This is a genomic window from Psychrosphaera aquimarina (genome assembly GCF_032461525.1).
Lineage (GTDB): Bacteria > Pseudomonadota > Gammaproteobacteria > Enterobacterales > Alteromonadaceae > Psychrosphaera > Psychrosphaera aquimarina.
Map to the genome: position 1 here is coordinate 535,442 of NZ_JAWCUA010000001.1, position 20,159 is coordinate 555,600.

The window sequence follows — 20,159 nt, forward strand, 5'->3', positions numbered from 1 at the left end:
GTCGAATTGAGTTTTACTTTAAGTACCACCTAAGTCTCTGAGCGTTATATTTATTATTTACAGAATAGGGTTTCAGGCACTCAAGTTACCTGCATAACTTATATACAAAACTACGCAATTGGTAATCTACTTGTTATTACCAATATTTTCAATGAAGATGAAATTTAATACCAATAAGCCGGTTGTGGTATTACAAAGTGGGCAACCGATGTTAAAAGTGTGATTTAGAAAGAATAAATTGGGCTTTATAAAAACCGACAATAATTGCCGACAGTCAACCTTCTTTTTTAATAAAAAAGGCACTCAAGGTGCCTTTTGTGATGATTTATCATCTAGTTGAAACTTATATATATATTAACCTAGTCAGCTAAATTGGCTTCACCAACCTGAACCACTAATTTACCAAAGTTTTCACCTTTTAATAAACCAATGAAAGCTTCAGGTGAATTACCAAGTCCTTGAACTAAATGTTCTTTGTATTTAATTTGACCTGTTTGTAACCAGTTTGACATCGCGTCACTGAATTCACTGTAACGATGGCCATAATCATCAAAAACAATAAAGCCCTGCATTTTAATTCGTTTTACTAACAAACGTCCCATTAACGCGCCCATTCTATCTGGACCATCAGGCAATGATGTTGCATTATATTGTGAGATCAACCCACACAATGGCACTCTTGCTTTAGTGTTTAATAGTGGTAAAACCGCATCAAATACCGCACCACCAACGTTTTCGAAGTACACGTCAATGCCATTTGGGCAAGCTTGTTTTAATGCTTCGTTTAAGTCGGCTGATTTATGGTCAATACATGAATCAAACCCCAGCTCTTTAACAGCGTAATCACATTTCTCAGCACCACCAGCAATGCCAACGACATGACAACCGTTTAATTTAGCAATCTGCCCAACTAAACTTCCCACCGCACCAGTTGCAGCCGCAACGACCACCGTTTCGCCTTTTTGGGGCTGGCCAATGTCCATTAGACCCATGTAAGCCGTTAAACCTGGCATACCTAAAATGCCTAACGCGTAAGATTTTTGTGCGAGCTGCGCCGGAAGTTTTAATAAATCAACTCCGTCAGACACACAATAATCTTGCCAACCGCCAAATGCGACAACCCAATCACCTTGTTTGAAGTTATCGTTTAAAGTTTGCTCTACTCGACAAACCGATCCACCCACCATTACTCCATTAATTGCTACTGGGTCTGCATAAGACTCAGCATCGCTCATACGACCACGCATATATGGGTCTAATGACAAATAAACGGTTCTTAATAAAACTTGTCCTTCACTAATAGTAGGAATAACACTTTCTACTAATTTAAAATCAGATGGTTTTGGCTCACCATTAGGACGTGCTGCCAAAGTGATCTGTCTATTGATTAAACGGCTTTGTGTGTTTGTTTCTGATTTATTCATAACTAAAGTACTCATAAACTATCAAGTCCTACAACGCTAGGTGATAAATTTCACGGCTAACATCTAATGTCACTTTTTGGTGTTCACCAAGCTGTGTCATTCCATGTGCTTCTAAACGATTAACTAAAGTATCAACTTTTGAAGCATCTACATCAACGTCAGATAAACGAGTTGGCACTTTCATCGCAACAAAAAATGCTTCTGTTTTAGCAATCGCTTGTTCAATTTTTTGTTCGTCTGATCCTGTCGTAATATTCCATACACGTTCAGCGTATTGAACTAACTTAGCGTGTTTGTCAGCTTTACATACTTTCATCACAGCTGGTAGTACGATAGATAAGGTACGAGCGTGATCGATATTAAACTCTGCTGTCAATTCATGACCTAACATATGTGTCGTCCAATCTTGTGGTACACCCGTGCCAATAAGACCATTTAACGCCATAGTTGCGGCCCACATTATGTTAGCTCGAACTTCCAAATCTTTATTGAACTCAGGTTGTAATACTTTCTCACCTTCTTCAATCAAAGTAAGTAATAAACCTTCTGCAAAACGGTCTTGTACTTTGCCATTTACTGGATACGTTAAGTATTGTTCAATCGTATGTACAAACGCATCTACCACACCGTTACTTACTTGGCGTTCAGATAAGGATAAAGTCACTTTAGGGTCAAGTACCGCAAACTTAGGTCGAACAAATGGGTGCATAAACGCTAGTTTATTTCCGTCTTTAGTCACAACCGAACCAATATTAGATTCCGACCCCGTTGCTGGTAATGTTAGAACAACACCGATTGGTAGCGCTTTGTTAATTGGTGCTTGTTTCGACAGTATGTCCCAAGGTTCATCACCTTCAAAGAACGCTGCTGCGGCGATAAACTTCACACCGTCTACGACAGAACCACCACCTACCGCTAAAATGTAATCAATGTCATTTCCTTTAATGACAGGTAATGCTTTTATTAACGTATTGTAATTGGGGTTAGGTTCTATGCCTGAAAATTCAACAAAGGTATGATCTTTTAACGCTTCAACCACTTGATCATAAACACCATTACTTTTAATTGAACCACCACCATAAACTAATAAGACTTTAGCGTTCGCTGGTATTTCTTTACTGATGGCTGCAATTTTGTCTTCGCCAAAATGAATCTTGGTTGTATTTTCAAAACTAAAATTAAACATGTCTTTCCTTCCATTAAGGTGTGAATACACACCTTAGTTTTATTAAACTTGATTATTTAAAACGTTGGAGCTTTATAACTTACTTATTCTGCTAACAATGCAAGTAGCTTTTGCGCTACAAGTTCAGAGCTGGCAGGGTTTTGACCCGTAATTGCTAACCCATCTTGGATAACAAATGGGTGCCAGTCTGCTCCGCTTTGGTATAGAGCGTTACGTTTGACAATTTCATCTTCTAACATAAATGGTACAACTTCACGTAATTGCACTGCGTCTTCTTCACTATTACTGAAACCGGTAATCTCTTTGTTTTTAATGAACAATTCGCCGTTAGTATCTTTTACATTTAGTAATGCAGCCGTTGCATGACACACCGCCGAAACGGGTTTAAGTTGCGCGATAAAGTTTTGCAATAAGTTAATTGAATCTGCATTGTCGGTTAAGTCCCATAAAGGGCCGTGACCACCTGGGTAAAATACAGCATCAAAATCGTCTGCGTTTACTGCCGATAAAGTTTCTGTATTAGCAATTAACTGCTGCACTTCATGGTCAGCATCAAAACGTTTTGTTGCTGCCGTCTGAAAATCTTCTAATTCACTTTTAGGATCAACTGGAGGCTGTCCACCTAAAGGAGAAGCTAATGTAATTTGAGCGCCAGCATCCTTAAAGATATAATATGGGGCAGCAAACTCTTCTACCCAAAAGCCAGTCTTTTCGCCTGTATCGCCTAAATCTGCATGTGATGTAAGAACCATTAATATTTTAAACGTCATCATTTTCTCTCTTTTAACTTAATTAATAAATGTTATTAATCTTAATTTGATGAGATAAGTATATAGACCAAACAAAAACCAACAATGCACAGTAATTTGATATCATTGTCAAAATTTTTGATACAATAAAATAGCAGATAATTGTTTTAATAAAACTAACGGAGTGATCAATTATGGATGTCTCTTTTGAACAGTTAAAAAGTATGGTGGTATTTGCTCAAGTGGTTGAGCAAGGCAGCTTGTCTGGTGCAGCAAAACACATAAACTTAAGTCGTGCCGTCGTCAGTTATCATATTAAAAAATTAGAAACACAGCTTGGTGTGACTTTGTTAAACCGCTCTACGCGCACCATTGGGTTAACCGAGGCGGGTAGTGAATATTATGAACGATGTCGCATTATTGCGGAACAAGCGTTTGCTGCTAATCAACAAATAGAAAACATCAAAAATGAACCTGAGGGGTTAATTAAAATAACCTGCCCAGTTAATGTGGGTTTACAAACGATTATACCCGCGTTAAATCAATTTAGAGGTTTATACCCCAAGATAGATTTAGACGTAATGTTAACCGACGAAGTTATAAACATTATGCAGCAAGGGATTGATATTGCTATCCGTGGCGCACCTCTAGCCGACAGTGGGTTACAAGCGGTTAAATTGTCGGTGTTACCTATGTGTTTATGTGGTTCGCCGGAATATTTTAACCAGCGAGGGCGGCCAAAAAAACCATCTGATTTAACCCAACATGACTGGATCATTTACAAACTCACCTCAGGTAATATTGAATTAAAAAAAGGTGCTCGTTCTTACAGTGTGGCAACAAAAGGCAGTATAAGTACCAATAATGCCGCAGCCAGAACCGCATTTATTGAAGGCGGGCATGGTATAGGGAGAGTGCCAATTTACGATGCATGGCCAAAAATTAAAGCCGGTACGTTAGAACAAGTGATGAGTGATTACGAACTCAGTGATATCAATATCTTTGGTGTGTTTTTACCAGGTGCAGCCAATACCAAAAAAGTACGCTTATTATTAGACTTTTTAAAAGACTATTTTGCTAAGCAACAGGTGAAAGTATAACCCTTAAAAATAGGTTGATCCGGATCTGAATTAACCTTGATTTTAAATTATGAATAGAATGTTAAACCTGTATAATCCGCGCCTAATTTTAAAGCTCCTCTAGCATCATGGCACGAGGCAAAAACGAATGAGTACGTTTACATGAAAATTGTCCTTGCGCCAATGGAAGGAGTTATCGATCATTTAATGCGACATATGCTGACCACTATGGGTGGCATCGATTTATGCATGACAGAGTTTGTACGAATTGTTGATCAAAAGTTGCCTGACCGTGTTTATTATCGCCTCTGCCCAGAACTATTAAACTCAGATGGCTGTAAAACCCCTTCTGGTGTGCCTGTACGTATCCAATTACTTGGCCAAGATCCAAACTGGCTGGCAGAAAATGCCGTGGTAGCTACATCACTTGGTAGTCCTGGGATAGATTTAAACTTTGGTTGCCCAGCAAAGCTGGTTAATAAAAACAAAGGCGGCGCTATTTTATTAAAAGAGCCAGAGACTTTATTTAAAATACTTAAAGCAGTACGAGCTGCAGTACCTAGTCACCTCCCTGTTACGGCAAAAATGCGTTTGGGTTATGAGGATAAATCTCTAGCTATTGAAAATGCACAAGCATTATCTGAAGGCGGTGCCAGTGAAATTGCTATTCATGCTCGTACTAAGTCAGACGGTTACAAACCACCTGCTTATTGGGATTGGATCAAACAAATTAAGCAGCACGTTGATACCCCGCTTATTGCCAATGGTGAAATTTGGAATCCAGATGATGCGGCCAATTGCCAAGCTCAATCTCAATGTGAAAATATTATGTTAGGTCGTGGGGCTTTGGCGGTTCCAAACTTAGCGGCATGGATCAAAGGTTTGTCTAGCAAACTCACGTGGCAAGAGTTACTTACGTTAATATTGCAATACTCAAAATATGAAATTGAGGGTGACAAAGGTTTGTATTATTCAAACCGAGTTAAACAGTGGTTTGTCTATATAAAACAACAATACCCTGAAGCTGAGCCGTTTTTCCGTGAAATAAGAGTGATCAAAAAAGCCGCTGACATGTATGACGCTATTAATCGACAACGGCTAGCTTGTTAAGGTAAATACGAGAGCTAAAAACTATAAGGTAAACTTTGATCCTGCCACGCCAACATACCACCTTTAATATTGGCGACATCTGTAAGCCCTGATTTCTTTAATATATCAACCGCTAGCGCTGAACGTCTACCAGAGCGACAGAAGGTCACTATTGGTTTATCAGTGGGAATGGTAGATAACTTTGCGCTCACCTCACCTAAAGGTATAGTAACCGCACCTTTAATTTTACTTTGTTGAACTTCTTCATTTTCACGAACATCAAGTATGGTAACTTTATCTAAATGAGTGGCCACCCAATATGGTGACACTTGATATATACCACCATAACTTAATTCAACAGGTGCCCAAGTAGGTTCCTGTGGAATTTCTTCTGGCTTGCCACTCACGAGGTTGCCCGGTAAAGCAATATCAATATATTTAGGGTGTGGTAACTTCATGTTATCCATATAACCAATAAAATCTTGTTTACTGGCATTTCCGCCTAACCTAGCATTAAATTGCTTTTCTTCTGCAACTGAGGTTGAACAACGGCCTGAGTAGTCATGGCCGGGATATAAAGAGAAATCGTCCGGTAAAGAAAATATCTGTTGAAGAATTGAATCAAACAACTGGCTGGCACTACCTTGTTGAAAATCACAACGACCACACCCACGAATAAGTAAAGCATCTCCAGTAAAAGCCATTTTTTGAGAATGGAGAACATAAGTTAAGCAGCCATCAGTGTGTCCTGGTGTAGCTCTCACTTCAATCTCATATTGACCAAAAGATATTTTATCGTTGTCTTTAAGTTGAACGTCTACATTTTCTGCGCCAATCGCTTTTGCACTGGCAATCAAGCTATTGGTTTTATGTTTTAATAACCAACTTCCCGTTACATGATCGGCATGACAGTGTGTATCAAAAACATAAGCTAATTTAAGACCAAGTTCGTTAATTAAGGCAAGATCTCTATTAACTTGCTCAAATACAGGATCGATGATCACTGAAACTTTACTTTTTTCATCGGCCAAAATGTATGTGAATGTTGAAGATTTGGCATCAAATAACTGTCTAAAGATCATATTTCCACCTATGTTTGGGTTTTAAATAACTCATTTCAAACACAATATATTAGTCGGTGCTAATATTAAACCACTGTGAGTAAATTAAATAAAGTTTTACTAAATATTTTACGGTAACTTAACCGATACTTTTCATTGGGATAACAATTCGATTTCGGTTACCTACTTTTAATAGCCCTATCATTCGGAATCCATAGTTTATATCGAAATATCAGCATTTGTTTTTTTAATTAAGTTATCAAACATAAAAATGTTGTCTATAGTGAAGCTGTATATCAAGAGAAATATATTTAAATGAATGAAGATAGACTTAATAAACGGTATCAAAGAGAACGCGAAGCAAGAAAAGCCGCAGAAAGTATTCTAGAACAAAAATCTATTGAACTTTTTGAGCGTAATCAAGAGTTAGAACGTTTTAAAGAAAACTTGGAACAAAAGGTATTAGAAAGGACTAAAGAAGCTGAAAAAGCCAAACATGAAGCTTATGCCGCCAATCAAGCTAAATCTCAGTTTTTAGCAAATATGAGCCATGAAATAAGAACACCATTAACGGCTATCATCGGTTTTGCCGAAGTATTGCAACAACATAAACCTTCGCAAATAGAGAGTGATAAACATTTAACAACGATTATTAGAAGTGGTCGTCACTTAACTGCTTTACTGGGTGAAATTCTTGATCTCAGCAAAATAGAAAATCAAAAGTTAGAGTTAGAGCTAGTACGTTTCAACCTCCCTCATTTATTGCTTGATATAGAACAAATTTACCAACTCAATTGTCAACAGAAAGATTTGGGGTTTTCATTAACATTGGAGACGGTTATACCAGAATGGATAGTTACAGATCCTACTAGAATAAAACAAATTTTTCATAATCTAGTCAATAATGCGATCAAGTTTACTATAACAGGCAAAGTGCAAATCAAAGTAAGTTTTATAGCCAAAATTAATGCATTACAAATAGATGTAATCGATACTGGAGTAGGGATCGCAAATGAAAAACAAACCTTAATATTCGAATCTTTCCGCCAAGCTGATACTAGTATCACTCGTAACTTTGGTGGAACAGGATTAGGTTTATTTATTACTAAAAGTTTAGTAGAACTTATGAATGGCAGCATCAGTGTAAATTCAACCCTAGGTCAAGGCTCAAAATTTAGCGTAACTATTCCCTGCCAATCTCATGAGGGTAAATATAACGCAGGCAATCAAATAACCAATGTTGAAGTTAAACTTGAAGACATTCCTACGTTAACTGGCAATATATTATTGGTTGAAGACACTGAATTGAATCAACAACTGATCTCTTTTCACTTAAAAAAAACTGGGGCTAATGTAGATTTAGCGACTAATGGTCAAGAAGGATTAGAAAAAGCAATAATCAATTCTTACGACTTAATTCTAATGGATATTCAAATGTCTGTTATGGATGGGAAAGAAGCGTTAAAGGCACTTAAACAACTAGGTATTAGTATCCCAACCTATGCGCTTACAGCTAATATTATGCCATCTGACATTCATGAGTATGCTGAAATTGGCTTTACAGGTACGTTAGGTAAACCGCTAGAGTTAACGAACTTATATCACGTACTAAGAAAACACTTAACAAAGAACAAAAGTGTTAACAAAGAAATACTCCCTAATGTATGTTCTGAAAATAAGGTTCAGGATGCCAAAATTAGACAATTGTTTTATAAAGAATTAAATAAGCAACATTTAGAAATAGGCAAAAGTATCAATAGTTTGAACTATACTAATTTAATCATGTCAACCCATATAATAAAAGGATCAGCAAGAACTTTTGGGTATGATGAATTAACTCTATTAGCTGAAGAATCTTTGTTGTTATTAAGAAACCAGCAGGATGAGACCGCAATTAAATCTTGTATCAAGCTTAACCATAAAGTTTTGGATGTATTGAATGAATATAGAAATTAATATTTTATTAGTGGATGATGTTGAACACACTAGAGAGCTACTACGTAGTATTTTATTGTCCTGTATAAACGACCAAAAAATTAATATCAATGCCAACTTTTTTCACTCAAAAACCGGTTTAAATATCCCTCAACGAATAACCGATGATAAAATCAATCTAGTTTATTTGGATATCGAATTACCCACTACTACGGGCTTAACTATATTAAAAGATGTTCGTCAATCCCACCCCGACTTAATGGTGGTAATGGTTTCAGGTGAAAGCTCTACAGAAAATGTCACTAACTCAATAAAGATGGGCGCTAATGGCTTTATTGTTAAACCATTTAATTCTGATCGCGTGATCGACTCATTAAAAAATTATATTAAAAAGGTATATAAGATATGAAAGGAATGGTATTCACCGAGTTTATGGAAATGGTGGAAGATGTATTCTCAGTTGATATTCTAGAAGATATTATTGAAAAAAGTGAACTTCCAAATAGTGGAGCTTATACTGCAGTAGGCACCTATGATCATCAAGAGATAGTGCGAATGACCGATAATCTAAGCCAAGCGGTAGGAATTCCCGTTCCTACTATATTGGAGGTTTTTGGAAAACATTTATTTGGCCGATTTTCACAACGCTACCCTACCTTTTTCGAAGGTATTACGGACCCATTTGAATTTTTGAAAAACATTGATAATTATATTCATGTTGAAGTTAAAAAGCTTTATCCCGATGCAGAATTACCTCGTTTTCACCACGAACAAAAATCAACAAATCAATTAACAATGTATTACTTATCTTCACGCCACTTTGAAGATTTAGCAGTTGGATTAGTAATCGGCTGTTTAGCGCATTTTAATACCGATGGAAAAGTAGTAAAAACTGAAGGAGTTTATCAAGGTGAAAACGTAATTAAAATAGACATAACATTAAAGTAAAAGGCGTCCTAATTTTTCAGTTAGTCGTTATTTAATGAAACCTTGAAATAGAATTGGATGAAAGTAAGTAAAAAGCCAAATTATTGAATACGAAAAATATTAATTGGCTTTTTTATTTTTACTAAACCCCTAAGACTTACTTTTATCTTTGATTAACAAAGAATACATAACCGGAACGACAATTAACGTTAATACAGTGGCAAAACTTAATCCAAACATAATGACCACAGCCATACTCTTAAAAAAGTCATCGGTTAATAAAGGTAACATACCAAGCACTGTGGTTATTGCTGCCATAGACACAGGCCTTACACGACTCACAGAAGCATGAACGATGGCATCATACAGTTCTCTGCCCTCTTCTTTTTCAAGGGTGATCTGTTCAACCAAAACGATACCATTTTTTATTAACATACCTGACAAACTCAATAACCCTAACAAACTCATAAAACCAAATGGAATTCCGGTTGTTAAAAAACCAATTGTTACACCAATGATGGCCAACGGTACGGTGGTCCATATTACAGTTGCAATTTTAAAGGAATTAAATAATAAAATAGTAATAATAAACATCATGCCATAACCTAAAGGTAACGAGCCAAAGATAGGTTTTTGTGCTTTTGCACTTGCCTCAAACTCGCCGCCCCAACTGATATTGTATCCAGCGGGTAGTTCAATTTTTTCAATTTGAGGTTTAACACGAGCGAATAATTGCGCTGCGGTTTCGTTTGACAAAATATCATGATCTGCCATTACTGTGATGGTGCGTTTTCTGTCACGACGCATGATCACAGGGTTTTCAAATTCCAGTTTAAACTCAGTGACAACTTGAGTGATCGGGATATATTGTTTTAACACCGGACTGTAAATTTGCATGTCTTCTAAAGTATTAATGGTTTGTCTTTCGTTGTCTGGCAATCGAATTAAGATAGGCAAACGTTCTGTACCATCGCGATATACGCCTACCGCTTTACCTCGGTAATTGGTTAATAGAAGATTATCCACATCTGACTTAGATATACCCACTTCTCGCCCTACTTTAGCATTAAATATAGGACGAATAACTTTTGTCATATTTTTCCAATCATCGGTGATATTCATCGCGCCTTTGTCTGCACTTATAATACGTTTGGTTTTATCCGACAATTGTCTTAATACCACAGGATCAGAACCTGAGATTCTGGCTTCTATTTTGGCACCAGATGCAGGTCCAATATTGACTCGGGTAATTTTACTTTCAACACTAGGATAATTATTTTTTAGATGTTCCCTTAAGTCGGCAATAACAGGGGTTATGTTTTCTTTATCTTCAACTCGAATGATCAGTTGTCCGTAATTACTGTAATTCATTTCCATTTTATAGGTCAGCATAAAACGAGTTGCACCACGGCCAATCGTCGACGAGACAAATTGCACTTTATTTAGTTGGCTTGCGTATCGCTCTAACTCAGCCCCCGTTTCTGACGTTGCTCGTATATCAGAGCCTGACGGCAATCTATATTCCAAATAAAACATAGGTAAATTTGATGATGGGAAAAAGGCTTGTTTTACAAACTTAAACCCATAACCCGCACTGATGAATAACACAAACATAAGTAACATAGTCGTTTTTGGAATTTTTAAGGTGAACTCCAATATTCGTTTATACGCTAGGTAGATCCCTGCTTTATATGGATCTTCGTTACTTTGTTCCTGTTCATCTTTAGCTTGTGCTTTAGCCAATAAATTGCCTTTCGTATCTACAAACAATAAGTTTGCAAAAAATGGCGTAATGGTAATTGCCGTTACCCAGCTTAATAACAAAGATATTAATAAGACATAAAATAAAGATGATGCAAATTCACCCGTTGCATCTGGTGATAACCCAATCGGTGCAAATGCGATAATGGCGATAAACGTAGCCGCTAAAAGTGGCCACTTAGTTTGTTTTACAATTAACGAGGCCGCTTCAACTTTTGATAAACGTTTTTGCATGCCGATTAAAATACCTTCAACCACCACGATGGCATTATCAACCAGCATCCCCAGTGCAATTATCAAAGCGCCTAGAGAAACACGATGTAACTGCCAACCATACATATTCATAAAGATGAAGGTACCCATAACCGTAATTAATAAGATACCACCGATTAATAAACCGGTTTTAAAGCCCATAAACAATAATAAAATGATGATAACGATGACCACTGCCAACACTAAACTGTCGATAAAGCCTTTAACCGAAACGGCAACTTCTTGTGGTTGGTTATAAACCGTACTTAACTCCATACCATATGGACGGTATTGTTCTAATTCGGCAAGTTTTGTTTCTATGGTTTTTCCTACGTCGACAACGTTGGCACCTGAGGCGAATGATAAACCAACATATATAGCTTGTTGACCGTTATGCCTAACAATATGTGATGGTACCTCAACAAAGTCCCGGTAGACTTTGGCTATATCAGATAACTTAATGCGTTTGTTTTGACCTGATGGACTGACAATTAAGTCACCTAACTCTTGCACCGAGGTGAATTCACCGGTTGGGTGGAAACGTATATTTTCGTTACCAACTCTGACAGAACCAGCGTTAGACACTACATTTTGTTGGGCTAAAACTTGATAAAGATAATCAGTAGATAACCCTAACGAGATCATTTTGTTATTTGAGATCTCAATAATGACTTGCTCTTGTTGTTTCCCTTCAACCGTTACTTTACCAATGCCATCTAACAGCACTAACTCACGGCGAATAAAATCAACATAATCGTTGATCTCATCATAGGCAAAACCTTTACCTGTAACAGCAAACAACACACCAAACACATCCCCAAAGTCATCTTTGATGATAGGGGTAGAAGTACCTGCAGGTAAATTAGGGCTAAAGTCATTAACTTTACGTCTAAGTTCATCCCAAATTTGGCGTAACTCTTGTTTACGATAGGTCGATTTCATTTCAACAATGATCTGGGAGATACCGTTGGACGTGATGGACTTAATATTGTCGACGTAAGCCAACTTTTGGATTTCATTTTCTAATGGATAAGTAACTTCTTCTTCTACTTGTTCTGGTGATGCGCCAGGGTATTGGGTAATAATTATGGCTTGTTTTAACACAAACTCTGGGTCTTCTAACTGACCTAAATTGGTATATGAAATTGCCCCACCAACTAAAAGTAAAACGGATAACAACCAAGATGTGGTTTTCTGGCGAATAAAGTATTTTGCGATGTCCATACCTTTAGCCATATTACAGCCCTCTCTCTCTTGACCACGGTTTCACTTGTTGGCCATTTGAGATTAAGTGACTGCCTGTGGCAACGACTAAATCACCAATATTTAACTCATCCACAACGGTAGGTTTAATCGTCGCGCTATCGTTGTTAATTTTTATTACTTCTACTTCGGTTAATACGGTTTTGTTAGCTGCATTTAACTTATAAATAAACGTTTTGTTTTGGCCTGCAAATTCGTTTGGTAAAAAAATCGACTCCACTGGTACTGAAAAGTACGCATTTTTAACTTCTAATACTTGATCCATTTCAACTATAAGATCACCCGTCATTCCAGCTAAAACATTAATGTCTTCTGGGCTGTCCATAGCAAATACAACTTTATATGACTTTGTTGCAGGGTTTGGTGTGATGTCATGTTCTTTTAATTTCACTTTAAATTTACGATCCGGGTTCACATCTAAAATGAAAGTGGGTTGGTATTCATTGCTTTCAGCACTTTTTGGTAATTTAGCCATTACGTTTTCAGACACTTGAATTGCAATGTCTACTTGTTTACGGCCTTGAAGTTCCATAATTGGCTGTTTTGCTTGTACAAATTCATATTGCTCTATGTTTAATTGAGCGACAATACCGTCAAATGGTGCAACCACAGATGTATATTTAAGGTTGGTTTGAGCAACATTTAGTTGGGCTTCTGCAATATCGAGTTGGGCTTTGGCTTCATCAAAGGCAGAACTTGATATCAACTGCTCTTTAAATAGTTTTTTAGAGCGAGAGAATTGGCTCTTAGATAATTCATATTTAGCTTGCGCTTGTTTTAGTTGTAACGAAAAATCTCTATCATCGAGCGTTGCAAGCAACTGCCCTTTTATAACGTGCTCGCCAGCAACGACTAATAATTTCTCAATTTCGCCATTTACTCTAAAAGTAAGATGCGCAATTTGCGTTGGCTCAACGGTTGCCGGAAAGGTTTTTATATTATTGCCATTTGTTGATACCACTTCCGCAACTTTAACGGGACGGATCAACTCTTTAACGGGTTCTAGGTTTGTTGATGACTCAGAACAGGCAAACAACAAACTCACACTTGCCAGTGTTAAGGTGTTAACAATAATATTTTTAAATACAGACATAATATTTTTCCATCGCAATTTAGTGTGCACATACTAGTTAAGTTATGCTTTAATTAATACTTATATTAAATTAACATCTACATAAAATTAACTTATATAGATTATATTCACTAATTAAGATTAAACATGAATTTTGAACAACTTAGAACCCTACAAGCTGTTGTTACCTCAGGATCGATCAATGAAGCAGCAACCTTATTATATAAAACCCAACCTGCGGTAAGCATGGCCATAAAAAGATTGGAATCTGATGTGGGTTTTAATATTTTTGACCGCAGCGGTTATCGACTCGAATTAACAGCAAAAGGCAAAATTTATTATCAAAAGAGTAAACAGATATTAGCTCAAGTCAGCCAACTTAACAGTTTAAGTGAAAGCTATACTCGCGGTGAAGAACACGAAGTAAAAATAGCGTTTGAAAGTACCGCTAATATAAATGAAATTATAAAAAAAATAGTTCCTATTCAACGCAAGTTTCCAAACACCGAATTGCATCTACAAGGTGCACAGATGTTAAATGCTTTAAAATTACTTGCCGAACAACAAGTTGAATTAGCCATCACGCCTTGGAATATCACTTTTGAGAGTGCTGGTGATTTTGAATCTAAAAGCTTAGGCCCATTAAATTTTCAATTATGTATTCATAAAAATTTATTAAAGCCTTTTAATATTTCAAAACCAGAACAGATCACAGCAAAAATTTTAAGACAAATACCGCAACTAACCCCTATCAAACTAGCTTTTGATATGGATAAAACTAGCCTAGCTAAACAATTAAGCAATAGCATTGTGAAAATTGACGATGTGTCATGTTTCATTGCCTCGTTAAATGGACAACTAGGCTGGGGACCAATTACGGATTTTTCGTGGACAAGTGAAATGGAAGAAAATTTAATACGTTTTAAATTACCTGAAATGAACTCAGAAATTAATGCTGAAATACGAATTGTTAAAAATAGAACTAAAATCTTAGGACCTACAGCCCAAGCAATTTGGGATGTAATGTAATTTATAACTTGGGTATTTAAACAAAGAGTGAAAACATTTTTATCACTCTTTGTTGATATTTGGGTTAATGATTAAAAAGAGTCGCTTGGGATCCTTACCCAACCTTCCATCAATACTCGAGCACTGCGGCTCATTGATACTTTATTTACAGTCCATTCCCCATTAACTTGTTCTGTCTGAGCACCAACCTTTAATGTGCCTGACGGGTGTCCAAAAGTAACTGAGCTATTTGCCCCTGAGGCGATAACTTGAGATACCAAAGTACCAGGGATAGCGGCAGCAGTACCTATTGCTACGGCTGCAGTCCCCATCATGGCGTGATGTAATTTCCCCATAGATAAGGCTCTTACATTTAACTCAATATCTATACTTTCTATACTTTTGCCGCTTGAAGAAACATAAGCTTTGTTGCCAGTAACAAAAGCCACTTTTGGCGTGTGCTGTCTTGCAACCGCTTGTTCAGCATTGTCGATTAAGCCCATTTTTATTGCACCATAAGCTCGTATGGCTTCAAAACGTTCTAATGCTTTTTCATCGCTATTAATCGCATCTTGTAATTCAGTGCCGGTATAACCTAAATCTTGAGCATTTAAAAATATCGTTGGTATGCCTGCATTAATCATTGTCACTGAAAAACTTGCTGCAGCAAACTCACCAACAGCAGGTACGTTCAAAACATCAGTGATATTCCCTGTCGGAAACATTGCTTCTGATGCATCAACAGGCGAGACAAAATCAACTTGCACTTCAGCAGCAGGAAAAGTCACACCATCTAATTCAAATTCACCGGTTTCTTGTACTTCACCGTTAGTAATTGGAACATGTGCAATAATGGTTTTTTTTATATTTTGTTGCCAAATTCTTACTACGGCATGACCGTTATGGGGAATTCTGTCGGCAGCAACTAAACCGTTTGATATCGCAAACGATCCAACGGCCGCCGTTAAATTTCCACAATTACCGCTCCAATCGACAAACGCTTTATCAATGGCGACTTGTCCAAATAAATAGTCAACATCGTGATCAGCTTGGCTACTTTTAGATAAAATGACGGTTTTGCTGGTACTCGACGTTGCGCCTCCCATTCCATCGGTTTGTTTACCATATGGATCTGGACTGCCAATTACACGAAGTAACATGTTATCTCTAGCTTCACCTGCAACCTGACACCTTTCTGGTAAGTCGGTTAAACTAAAAAACACCCCTTTACTGGTGCCGCCACGCATATAAGTGGCAGGGATTTTTATTTGAGGTAACTGACTCATAATTAAGCTCTACTTTGACTAATAGTTAAATACGAAAAGCAGCAAGTTAACATTTAACTTGCTGCTGTTAACAGCTATGTATTTATAGCTGCCTTCACTGCACTTTTAATGACTGTTAGATTGTAAAAAATCTTGTGCAAATTTTTGTAATACACCGCCAGCATTGTAAACCGATACTTCCTCAGCAGTATCTAAACGACACTTAACCGGAATTGTGACTATCTCACCAGAGCGGCGTGTCATAACAACAGACATGATAGCGCCTGAATCGATTTCACCTTCAACATCGTAAGTTTCCGTCCCGTCAATGTTGTAGGTTTTACGCGTTTCGCCATTTATAAATTCGAGCGGTAAAACGCCCATTCCAACTAAGTTAGTACGGTGGATACGTTCAAAACCTTCAGCAACAATGACTTCAACGCCGGCTAAACGAACACCTTTTGCCGCCCAATCTCGTGAAGAACCTTGCCCATAATCAGCGCCAGCAACGATGATTAATGGCTGTTTACGCTGCATGTAAGTCTCTATGGCTTCCCACATACGACTTTCTTTACCTTCAGGCTCAATACGTGCCAACGAACCTTGTTTAACTTCACCTTGTTGATCTAATACCATTTCATTAAATAGTTTAGGATTGGCAAACGTAGCTCGCTGTGCAGTTAAATGATCACCTCGGTGAGTGGCATAAGAGTTAAAGTCTTCTTCCGGTAAGCCCATTTTATCTAAATAAGCACCGGCGGCGCTGTTTAACTGAATGGCATTAGATGGAGACAAATGATCTGTTGTGATGTTGTCCCCTAATACCGCAAGTGGCACCATACCTTTCATTGTGCGTTCACCCGCTAACGCTCCTTCCCAATAAGGAGGACGACGAATATAGGTACTTTGTGGACGCCAGTCATACAAAGGACTTTCCGCAGGCTCAAATGCCCCTAAGTCAAACATTGGAGTGTAAATTTGTTTAAATTGTTCCGGTTTAACACACGAATTTACAATACGATCAATTTCTTCATCACTTGGCCAAATGTCTTTTAAACGTATGTCATTACCTTGTTGATCTTGACCTAAAACATCTTGTTCAATATCAAAACGGATAGTCCCTGCAATTGCATATGCAACAACTAGAGGAGGTGACGCTAAAAAGGCTTGTTTTGCATGAGGGTGAATACGACCATCAAAGTTACGGTTACCGGATAAAACCGCAGTTGTATATAAATCACGTTCTGTGATCTCTTGTTGAATTTTTGGATCTAACGCACCGCTCATGCCATTGCATGTTGTACAGGCATAACCAACAATACCAAAACCTAACTTTTCCATTTCAGGCAATAGTCCAGATTCTTCCAAGTATAATTTGGCCACTTTGGAGCCAGGAGCAAACGATGATTTAACCCATGGTTTACGTAACAAACCTAGCTCGTTAGCTCGTTTTGCAATTAAACCTGCCGCGACAACATTACGAGGGTTAGACGTATTAGTACAACTGGTGATTGCCGCAATAATCACTGCGCCATCTGGCATCACACCGTCTTTTTCTTGTTGTTGGCAGTTGCCTAACTCTTTAGCAATGCCTGATGTTGTGAGAGTTGAAGTCGCTAATCTACGATGTGGATTCGAAGGTCCCGCCATATTTCTGCATACGGAAGACAAATCAAACTCAAGTACTCTTTCATATTCAACATCAACTAAGTCATCTGCCCACAAACCTGTGTGTTTGGCATAGGTTTCTACTAATTCGACTTGTTCTGGTTCACGACCTGTGAGCTTAAGATAATCAATGGTTTGTTGATCAATATAAAACATACCTGCTGAAGCACCGTATTCCGGTGTCATATTTGAGATAGTTGCACGATCGCCTATGGTTAATTCTTTTGTGCCTTCACCAAAAAACTCTAGATAACTGGAAACGACTTTTGCGTTTCTCAAAAATTCTGTTATCGCTAATACAATATCAGTGGCGGTAATACCAGGTTGACGTTTGCCGGTTAGTTTTACCCCAATGATATCCGGCAAGCGCATCATAGATGGTCGACCTAACATTACAGTTTCAGCTTCTAAACCACCTACTCCAATGGCAATAACACCTAATGCATCAACATGTGGAGTATGACTGTCGGTGCCTACACAGGTATCAGGATAAGCAACACCATCACGTGCTTGTATAACCGGAGACATTTTTTCTAAATTTATTTGATGCATGATGCCGTTACCTGCAGGGATAACGTCTACATTTTTAAACGCGGTTTTTGTCCATTCAATAAAATGAAATCTGTCTTCATTACGTCTATCTTCAATTGCTCTATTTTTATCAAACGCATTAGAATCAGAACCGCCATGTTCTACAGCCAAGGAATGATCAACAATTAATTGAGTGGGTACAACCGGATTCACTTTAGCAGGATCTCCACCTTGCTCTGCAATCGCGTCACGCAATCCCGCTAAATCCACTAATGCTGTCTGGCCTAAAATATCGTGACAAACCACACGAGCTGGATACCAAGGAAAATCTAAATCTTGTTTGCGGTCGATTAACTGTCTTAGCGCATCCGTTAAATCATTTGGATTACAACGACGGACTAATTGTTCAGCTAAAACGCGTGAGGTATAAGGTAATTTTGCATAAGCCCCAGGAGTAATATCTTCAACGGCTTCTTTAGTATCAAAAAAATCTATCGTTGAGTTACCTATTTTATAACCAGGTAAAGGTTTTCGGTATTGATAATTCATAACGTAATCCACTTGTATTTTTTGGCGAGAATATAAACAGTTAAATAGTGACCTACAGTCAAGTTTACTTTTGACTGCAGGTCATATACTACAATTAACCTTTAGCGTTGAGAGATTGGCGTTACTTTTCTTGGCTCAGACCCTATATAATCTGCACTTGGGCGAATAATTCTATTATTTGCACGTTGTTCCATTATGTGTGCTGCCCAACCGGTGAGTCGTGAGCAAACAAATATCGGTGTAAATAGTTTTGTTGGAATTCCCATGTAGTTATAAGTAGATGCATGGAAGAAATCGGCATTACAAAATAGCTTTTTGGTATCCCACATAAACTCTTCACAAGCCACTGATATATCATAAAGTGAAGTGTCACCATTTTCATATGCTAACTTTTCTGACCACTTTTTAATGATCACATTACGTGGATCAGATTCACTATAAATAGCGTGACCAAATCCCATGATTTTTTCTTTACGTTCTAACATACCAGCCATTTGTACTTTAGCATCTGCTGGTGATTTGAACTTAAGTATCATATCCATTGCAGCTTCGTTAGCTCCACCATGAAGTGGACCACGTAAAGATCCAATAGCTCCAGTTACACAAGAATACATATCAGATAGTGTTGATGCACACACTCGTGCTGTAAATGTCGATGCATTAAACTCATGTTCTGCATATAAAATAAGTGAAACATCCATAACCTTGCGATGTTGATCTGACGGTGTTGTGCCATTTAATAATTTGAGGAAATGACCCGCTAATAAATCTTCGTCAGTGGTGCAGTCAATTTCAACACCATCATGGCTGTATCTGTACCAGTAACACATGATTGCAGGAAAAGCGGCAAGAAGTCGGTTTGCTGCTTTATTTTGTTGTTCAAAACTAGTTTCAGGTTCTAAATTACCTAAAAAAGAACAACCTGTACGCATCACATCCATAGGATGAGCCGAGGCTGGAATCAGTTTTAGCACACTTTTAAGTGCCTCAGGTAAATCACGCATGCCGTTAAGCTCTGTTTTATACGCACTCAGTTGTGCTTGATTTGGCAACTCACCGTTAAATAATAGATAAGCCACCTCTTCAAAAGTCGCGTTGTCTGCTAGATCTGATACATCATATCCACAATAAGTTAAACCTGAACCCGACTTTCCTACTGTACACAATTTAGTTTCGCCTGCACTTTGACCGCGTAAACCTGCACCTGTTAATTTTTTCTCAGCCATTGTCATCCCCTCAATACGTTTGATTTGATGTTCATTAACCATAACCTTTAGTTAAGAACACCTTTTATTTTATATTTATTTTTCTTTCGTCATATTTTTGATTTGGTGGATAAT

Annotated in this window: 15 protein-coding genes; 6 read left to right on the plus strand and 9 right to left on the minus strand. The window is 37.7% G+C overall.

Going from position 1 to position 20,159, the window contains the following annotated elements; genetic code table 11:
* Positions 1–359: 359 nt before the first annotated feature.
* From RT723_RS02440 to RT723_RS02450, 3 genes are all read right to left on the minus strand, one after another.
* Positions 360–1,439, minus strand: a complete 1,080-nt coding sequence (locus RT723_RS02440) for an NADP-dependent oxidoreductase (protein ID WP_315945758.1) — start codon at positions 1,437–1,439, stop codon at positions 360–362.
* 13 nt (positions 1,440–1,452) lie between these two features.
* On the minus strand, positions 1,453–2,610 hold the full coding sequence (locus RT723_RS02445; RefSeq protein WP_315945759.1) for an iron-containing alcohol dehydrogenase: 1,158 nt from the start codon (positions 2,608–2,610) through the stop codon (positions 1,453–1,455).
* 83 nt (positions 2,611–2,693) lie between these two features.
* Positions 2,694–3,380 carry a type 1 glutamine amidotransferase domain-containing protein gene (locus RT723_RS02450; protein ID WP_315945836.1) on the minus strand — a complete coding sequence of 229 codons (687 nt, stop codon included), beginning with the start codon at positions 3,378–3,380 and terminating at the stop codon, positions 2,694–2,696.
* 173 nt (positions 3,381–3,553) lie between these two features.
* Here RT723_RS02450 and RT723_RS02455 point away from each other — a divergent pair, with 173 nt between their 5' ends.
* Together RT723_RS02455 and RT723_RS02460 are read left to right on the plus strand one after the other, a co-directional pair.
* The gene (locus RT723_RS02455) at positions 3,554–4,459 is read left to right on the plus strand and encodes a LysR family transcriptional regulator (protein WP_315945760.1); all 906 of its coding nucleotides are present in this window, start codon (positions 3,554–3,556) and stop codon (positions 4,457–4,459) included.
* A gap of 141 nt (positions 4,460–4,600) precedes the next feature.
* On the plus strand, positions 4,601–5,548 hold the full coding sequence (locus RT723_RS02460; protein ID WP_315945761.1) for a tRNA-dihydrouridine synthase: 948 nt from the start codon (positions 4,601–4,603) through the stop codon (positions 5,546–5,548).
* Between the two features lie 14 nt (positions 5,549–5,562).
* Here RT723_RS02460 and RT723_RS02465 read toward each other — a convergent pair whose 3' ends face one another.
* Positions 5,563–6,609 (minus strand): rhodanese-like domain-containing protein, encoded by a 1,047-nt coding sequence (locus tag RT723_RS02465; RefSeq protein ID WP_315945762.1) that lies wholly within the window; start codon positions 6,607–6,609, stop codon positions 5,563–5,565.
* 294 nt (positions 6,610–6,903) lie between these two features.
* Here RT723_RS02465 and RT723_RS02470 point away from each other — a divergent pair, with 294 nt between their 5' ends.
* The 3 genes from RT723_RS02470 to RT723_RS02480 are packed head-to-tail and all read left to right on the plus strand — an operon-like array spanning position 6,904 to position 9,471.
* A complete protein-coding gene (locus RT723_RS02470) occupies positions 6,904–8,544 on the plus strand; it encodes an ATP-binding protein (RefSeq protein WP_315945763.1) in 1,641 nt (546 codons plus the stop codon).
* The gene (locus RT723_RS02475) at positions 8,528–8,932 is read left to right on the plus strand and encodes a response regulator (protein ID WP_315945764.1); all 405 of its coding nucleotides are present in this window, start codon (positions 8,528–8,530) and stop codon (positions 8,930–8,932) included. The genes RT723_RS02470 and RT723_RS02475 overlap by 17 nt, the downstream gene beginning before the upstream one ends.
* A complete protein-coding gene (locus RT723_RS02480) occupies positions 8,929–9,471 on the plus strand; it encodes a heme NO-binding domain-containing protein (protein WP_315945765.1) in 543 nt (180 codons plus the stop codon). Before RT723_RS02475 ends, RT723_RS02480 begins: the two co-directional genes overlap by 4 nt.
* A gap of 129 nt (positions 9,472–9,600) precedes the next feature.
* Here RT723_RS02480 and RT723_RS02485 read toward each other — a convergent pair whose 3' ends face one another.
* Together RT723_RS02485 and RT723_RS02490 are read right to left on the minus strand one after the other, a co-directional pair.
* Positions 9,601–12,687: an efflux RND transporter permease subunit gene (locus tag RT723_RS02485; RefSeq protein ID WP_315945837.1), complete on the minus strand. Its 3,087-nt coding sequence runs from the start codon at positions 12,685–12,687 to the stop codon at positions 9,601–9,603.
* A 13-nt stretch (positions 12,688–12,700) separates the two neighbouring features.
* Positions 12,701–13,819, minus strand: coding sequence for an efflux RND transporter periplasmic adaptor subunit (locus RT723_RS02490; RefSeq protein ID WP_216055900.1), 1,119 nt, complete (start codon positions 13,817–13,819; stop codon positions 12,701–12,703).
* 126 nt (positions 13,820–13,945) lie between these two features.
* Here RT723_RS02490 and RT723_RS02495 point away from each other — a divergent pair, with 126 nt between their 5' ends.
* The gene (locus tag RT723_RS02495; protein ID WP_216055901.1) at positions 13,946–14,827 is read left to right on the plus strand and encodes a LysR family transcriptional regulator; all 882 of its coding nucleotides are present in this window, start codon (positions 13,946–13,948) and stop codon (positions 14,825–14,827) included.
* A gap of 71 nt (positions 14,828–14,898) precedes the next feature.
* Here the strand turns inward: RT723_RS02495 and prpF are convergent, their stop codons facing one another.
* From prpF to prpC, 3 genes are all read right to left on the minus strand, one after another.
* A complete protein-coding gene (gene prpF, locus RT723_RS02500) occupies positions 14,899–16,092 on the minus strand; it encodes a 2-methylaconitate cis-trans isomerase PrpF (RefSeq protein ID WP_315945766.1) in 1,194 nt (397 codons plus the stop codon).
* Between the two features lie 105 nt (positions 16,093–16,197).
* Positions 16,198–18,819 (minus strand): Fe/S-dependent 2-methylisocitrate dehydratase AcnD, encoded by a 2,622-nt coding sequence (acnD, locus tag RT723_RS02505; RefSeq protein WP_315945767.1) that lies wholly within the window; start codon positions 18,817–18,819, stop codon positions 16,198–16,200.
* Positions 18,820–18,920: 101 nt separating this feature from the next.
* Complete coding sequence (gene prpC / locus RT723_RS02510; protein WP_315945768.1) at positions 18,921–20,045, minus strand: bifunctional 2-methylcitrate synthase/citrate synthase; 1,125 nt, start codon at positions 20,043–20,045, stop codon at positions 18,921–18,923.
* Between the last annotated feature and the right edge of the window lie 114 nt (positions 20,046–20,159).

Bases quoted from the DNA above. Each gene is read 5' to 3' on its own strand.
- RT723_RS02440 (WP_315945758.1), bottom strand. From the start codon at position 1,439: ATGAGTACTTTAGTTATGAATAAATCAGAAACAAACACACAAAGCCGT.
- RT723_RS02445 (WP_315945759.1), bottom strand. From the start codon at position 2,610: ATGTTTAATTTTAGTTTTGAAAATACAACCAAGATTCATTTTGGCGAA.
- RT723_RS02450 (WP_315945836.1), bottom strand. From the start codon at position 3,380: ATGACGTTTAAAATATTAATGGTTCTTACATCACATGCAGATTTAGGC.
- RT723_RS02455 (WP_315945760.1), top strand. From the start codon at position 3,554: ATGGATGTCTCTTTTGAACAGTTAAAAAGTATGGTGGTATTTGCTCAA.
- RT723_RS02460 (WP_315945761.1), top strand. From the start codon at position 4,601: ATGAAAATTGTCCTTGCGCCAATGGAAGGAGTTATCGATCATTTAATG.
- RT723_RS02465 (WP_315945762.1), bottom strand. From the start codon at position 6,609: ATGATCTTTAGACAGTTATTTGATGCCAAATCTTCAACATTCACATAC.
- RT723_RS02470 (WP_315945763.1), top strand. From the start codon at position 6,904: ATGAATGAAGATAGACTTAATAAACGGTATCAAAGAGAACGCGAAGCA.
- RT723_RS02475 (WP_315945764.1), top strand. From the start codon at position 8,528: ATGAATATAGAAATTAATATTTTATTAGTGGATGATGTTGAACACACT.
- RT723_RS02480 (WP_315945765.1), top strand. From the start codon at position 8,929: ATGAAAGGAATGGTATTCACCGAGTTTATGGAAATGGTGGAAGATGTA.
- RT723_RS02485 (WP_315945837.1), bottom strand. From the start codon at position 12,687: ATGGACATCGCAAAATACTTTATTCGCCAGAAAACCACATCTTGGTTG.
- RT723_RS02490 (WP_216055900.1), bottom strand. From the start codon at position 13,819: ATGTCTGTATTTAAAAATATTATTGTTAACACCTTAACACTGGCAAGT.
- RT723_RS02495 (WP_216055901.1), top strand. From the start codon at position 13,946: ATGAATTTTGAACAACTTAGAACCCTACAAGCTGTTGTTACCTCAGGA.
- prpF (WP_315945766.1), bottom strand. From the start codon at position 16,092: ATGAGTCAGTTACCTCAAATAAAAATCCCTGCCACTTATATGCGTGGC.
- acnD (WP_315945767.1), bottom strand. From the start codon at position 18,819: ATGAATTATCAATACCGAAAACCTTTACCTGGTTATAAAATAGGTAAC.
- prpC (WP_315945768.1), bottom strand. From the start codon at position 20,045: ATGGCTGAGAAAAAATTAACAGGTGCAGGTTTACGCGGTCAAAGTGCA.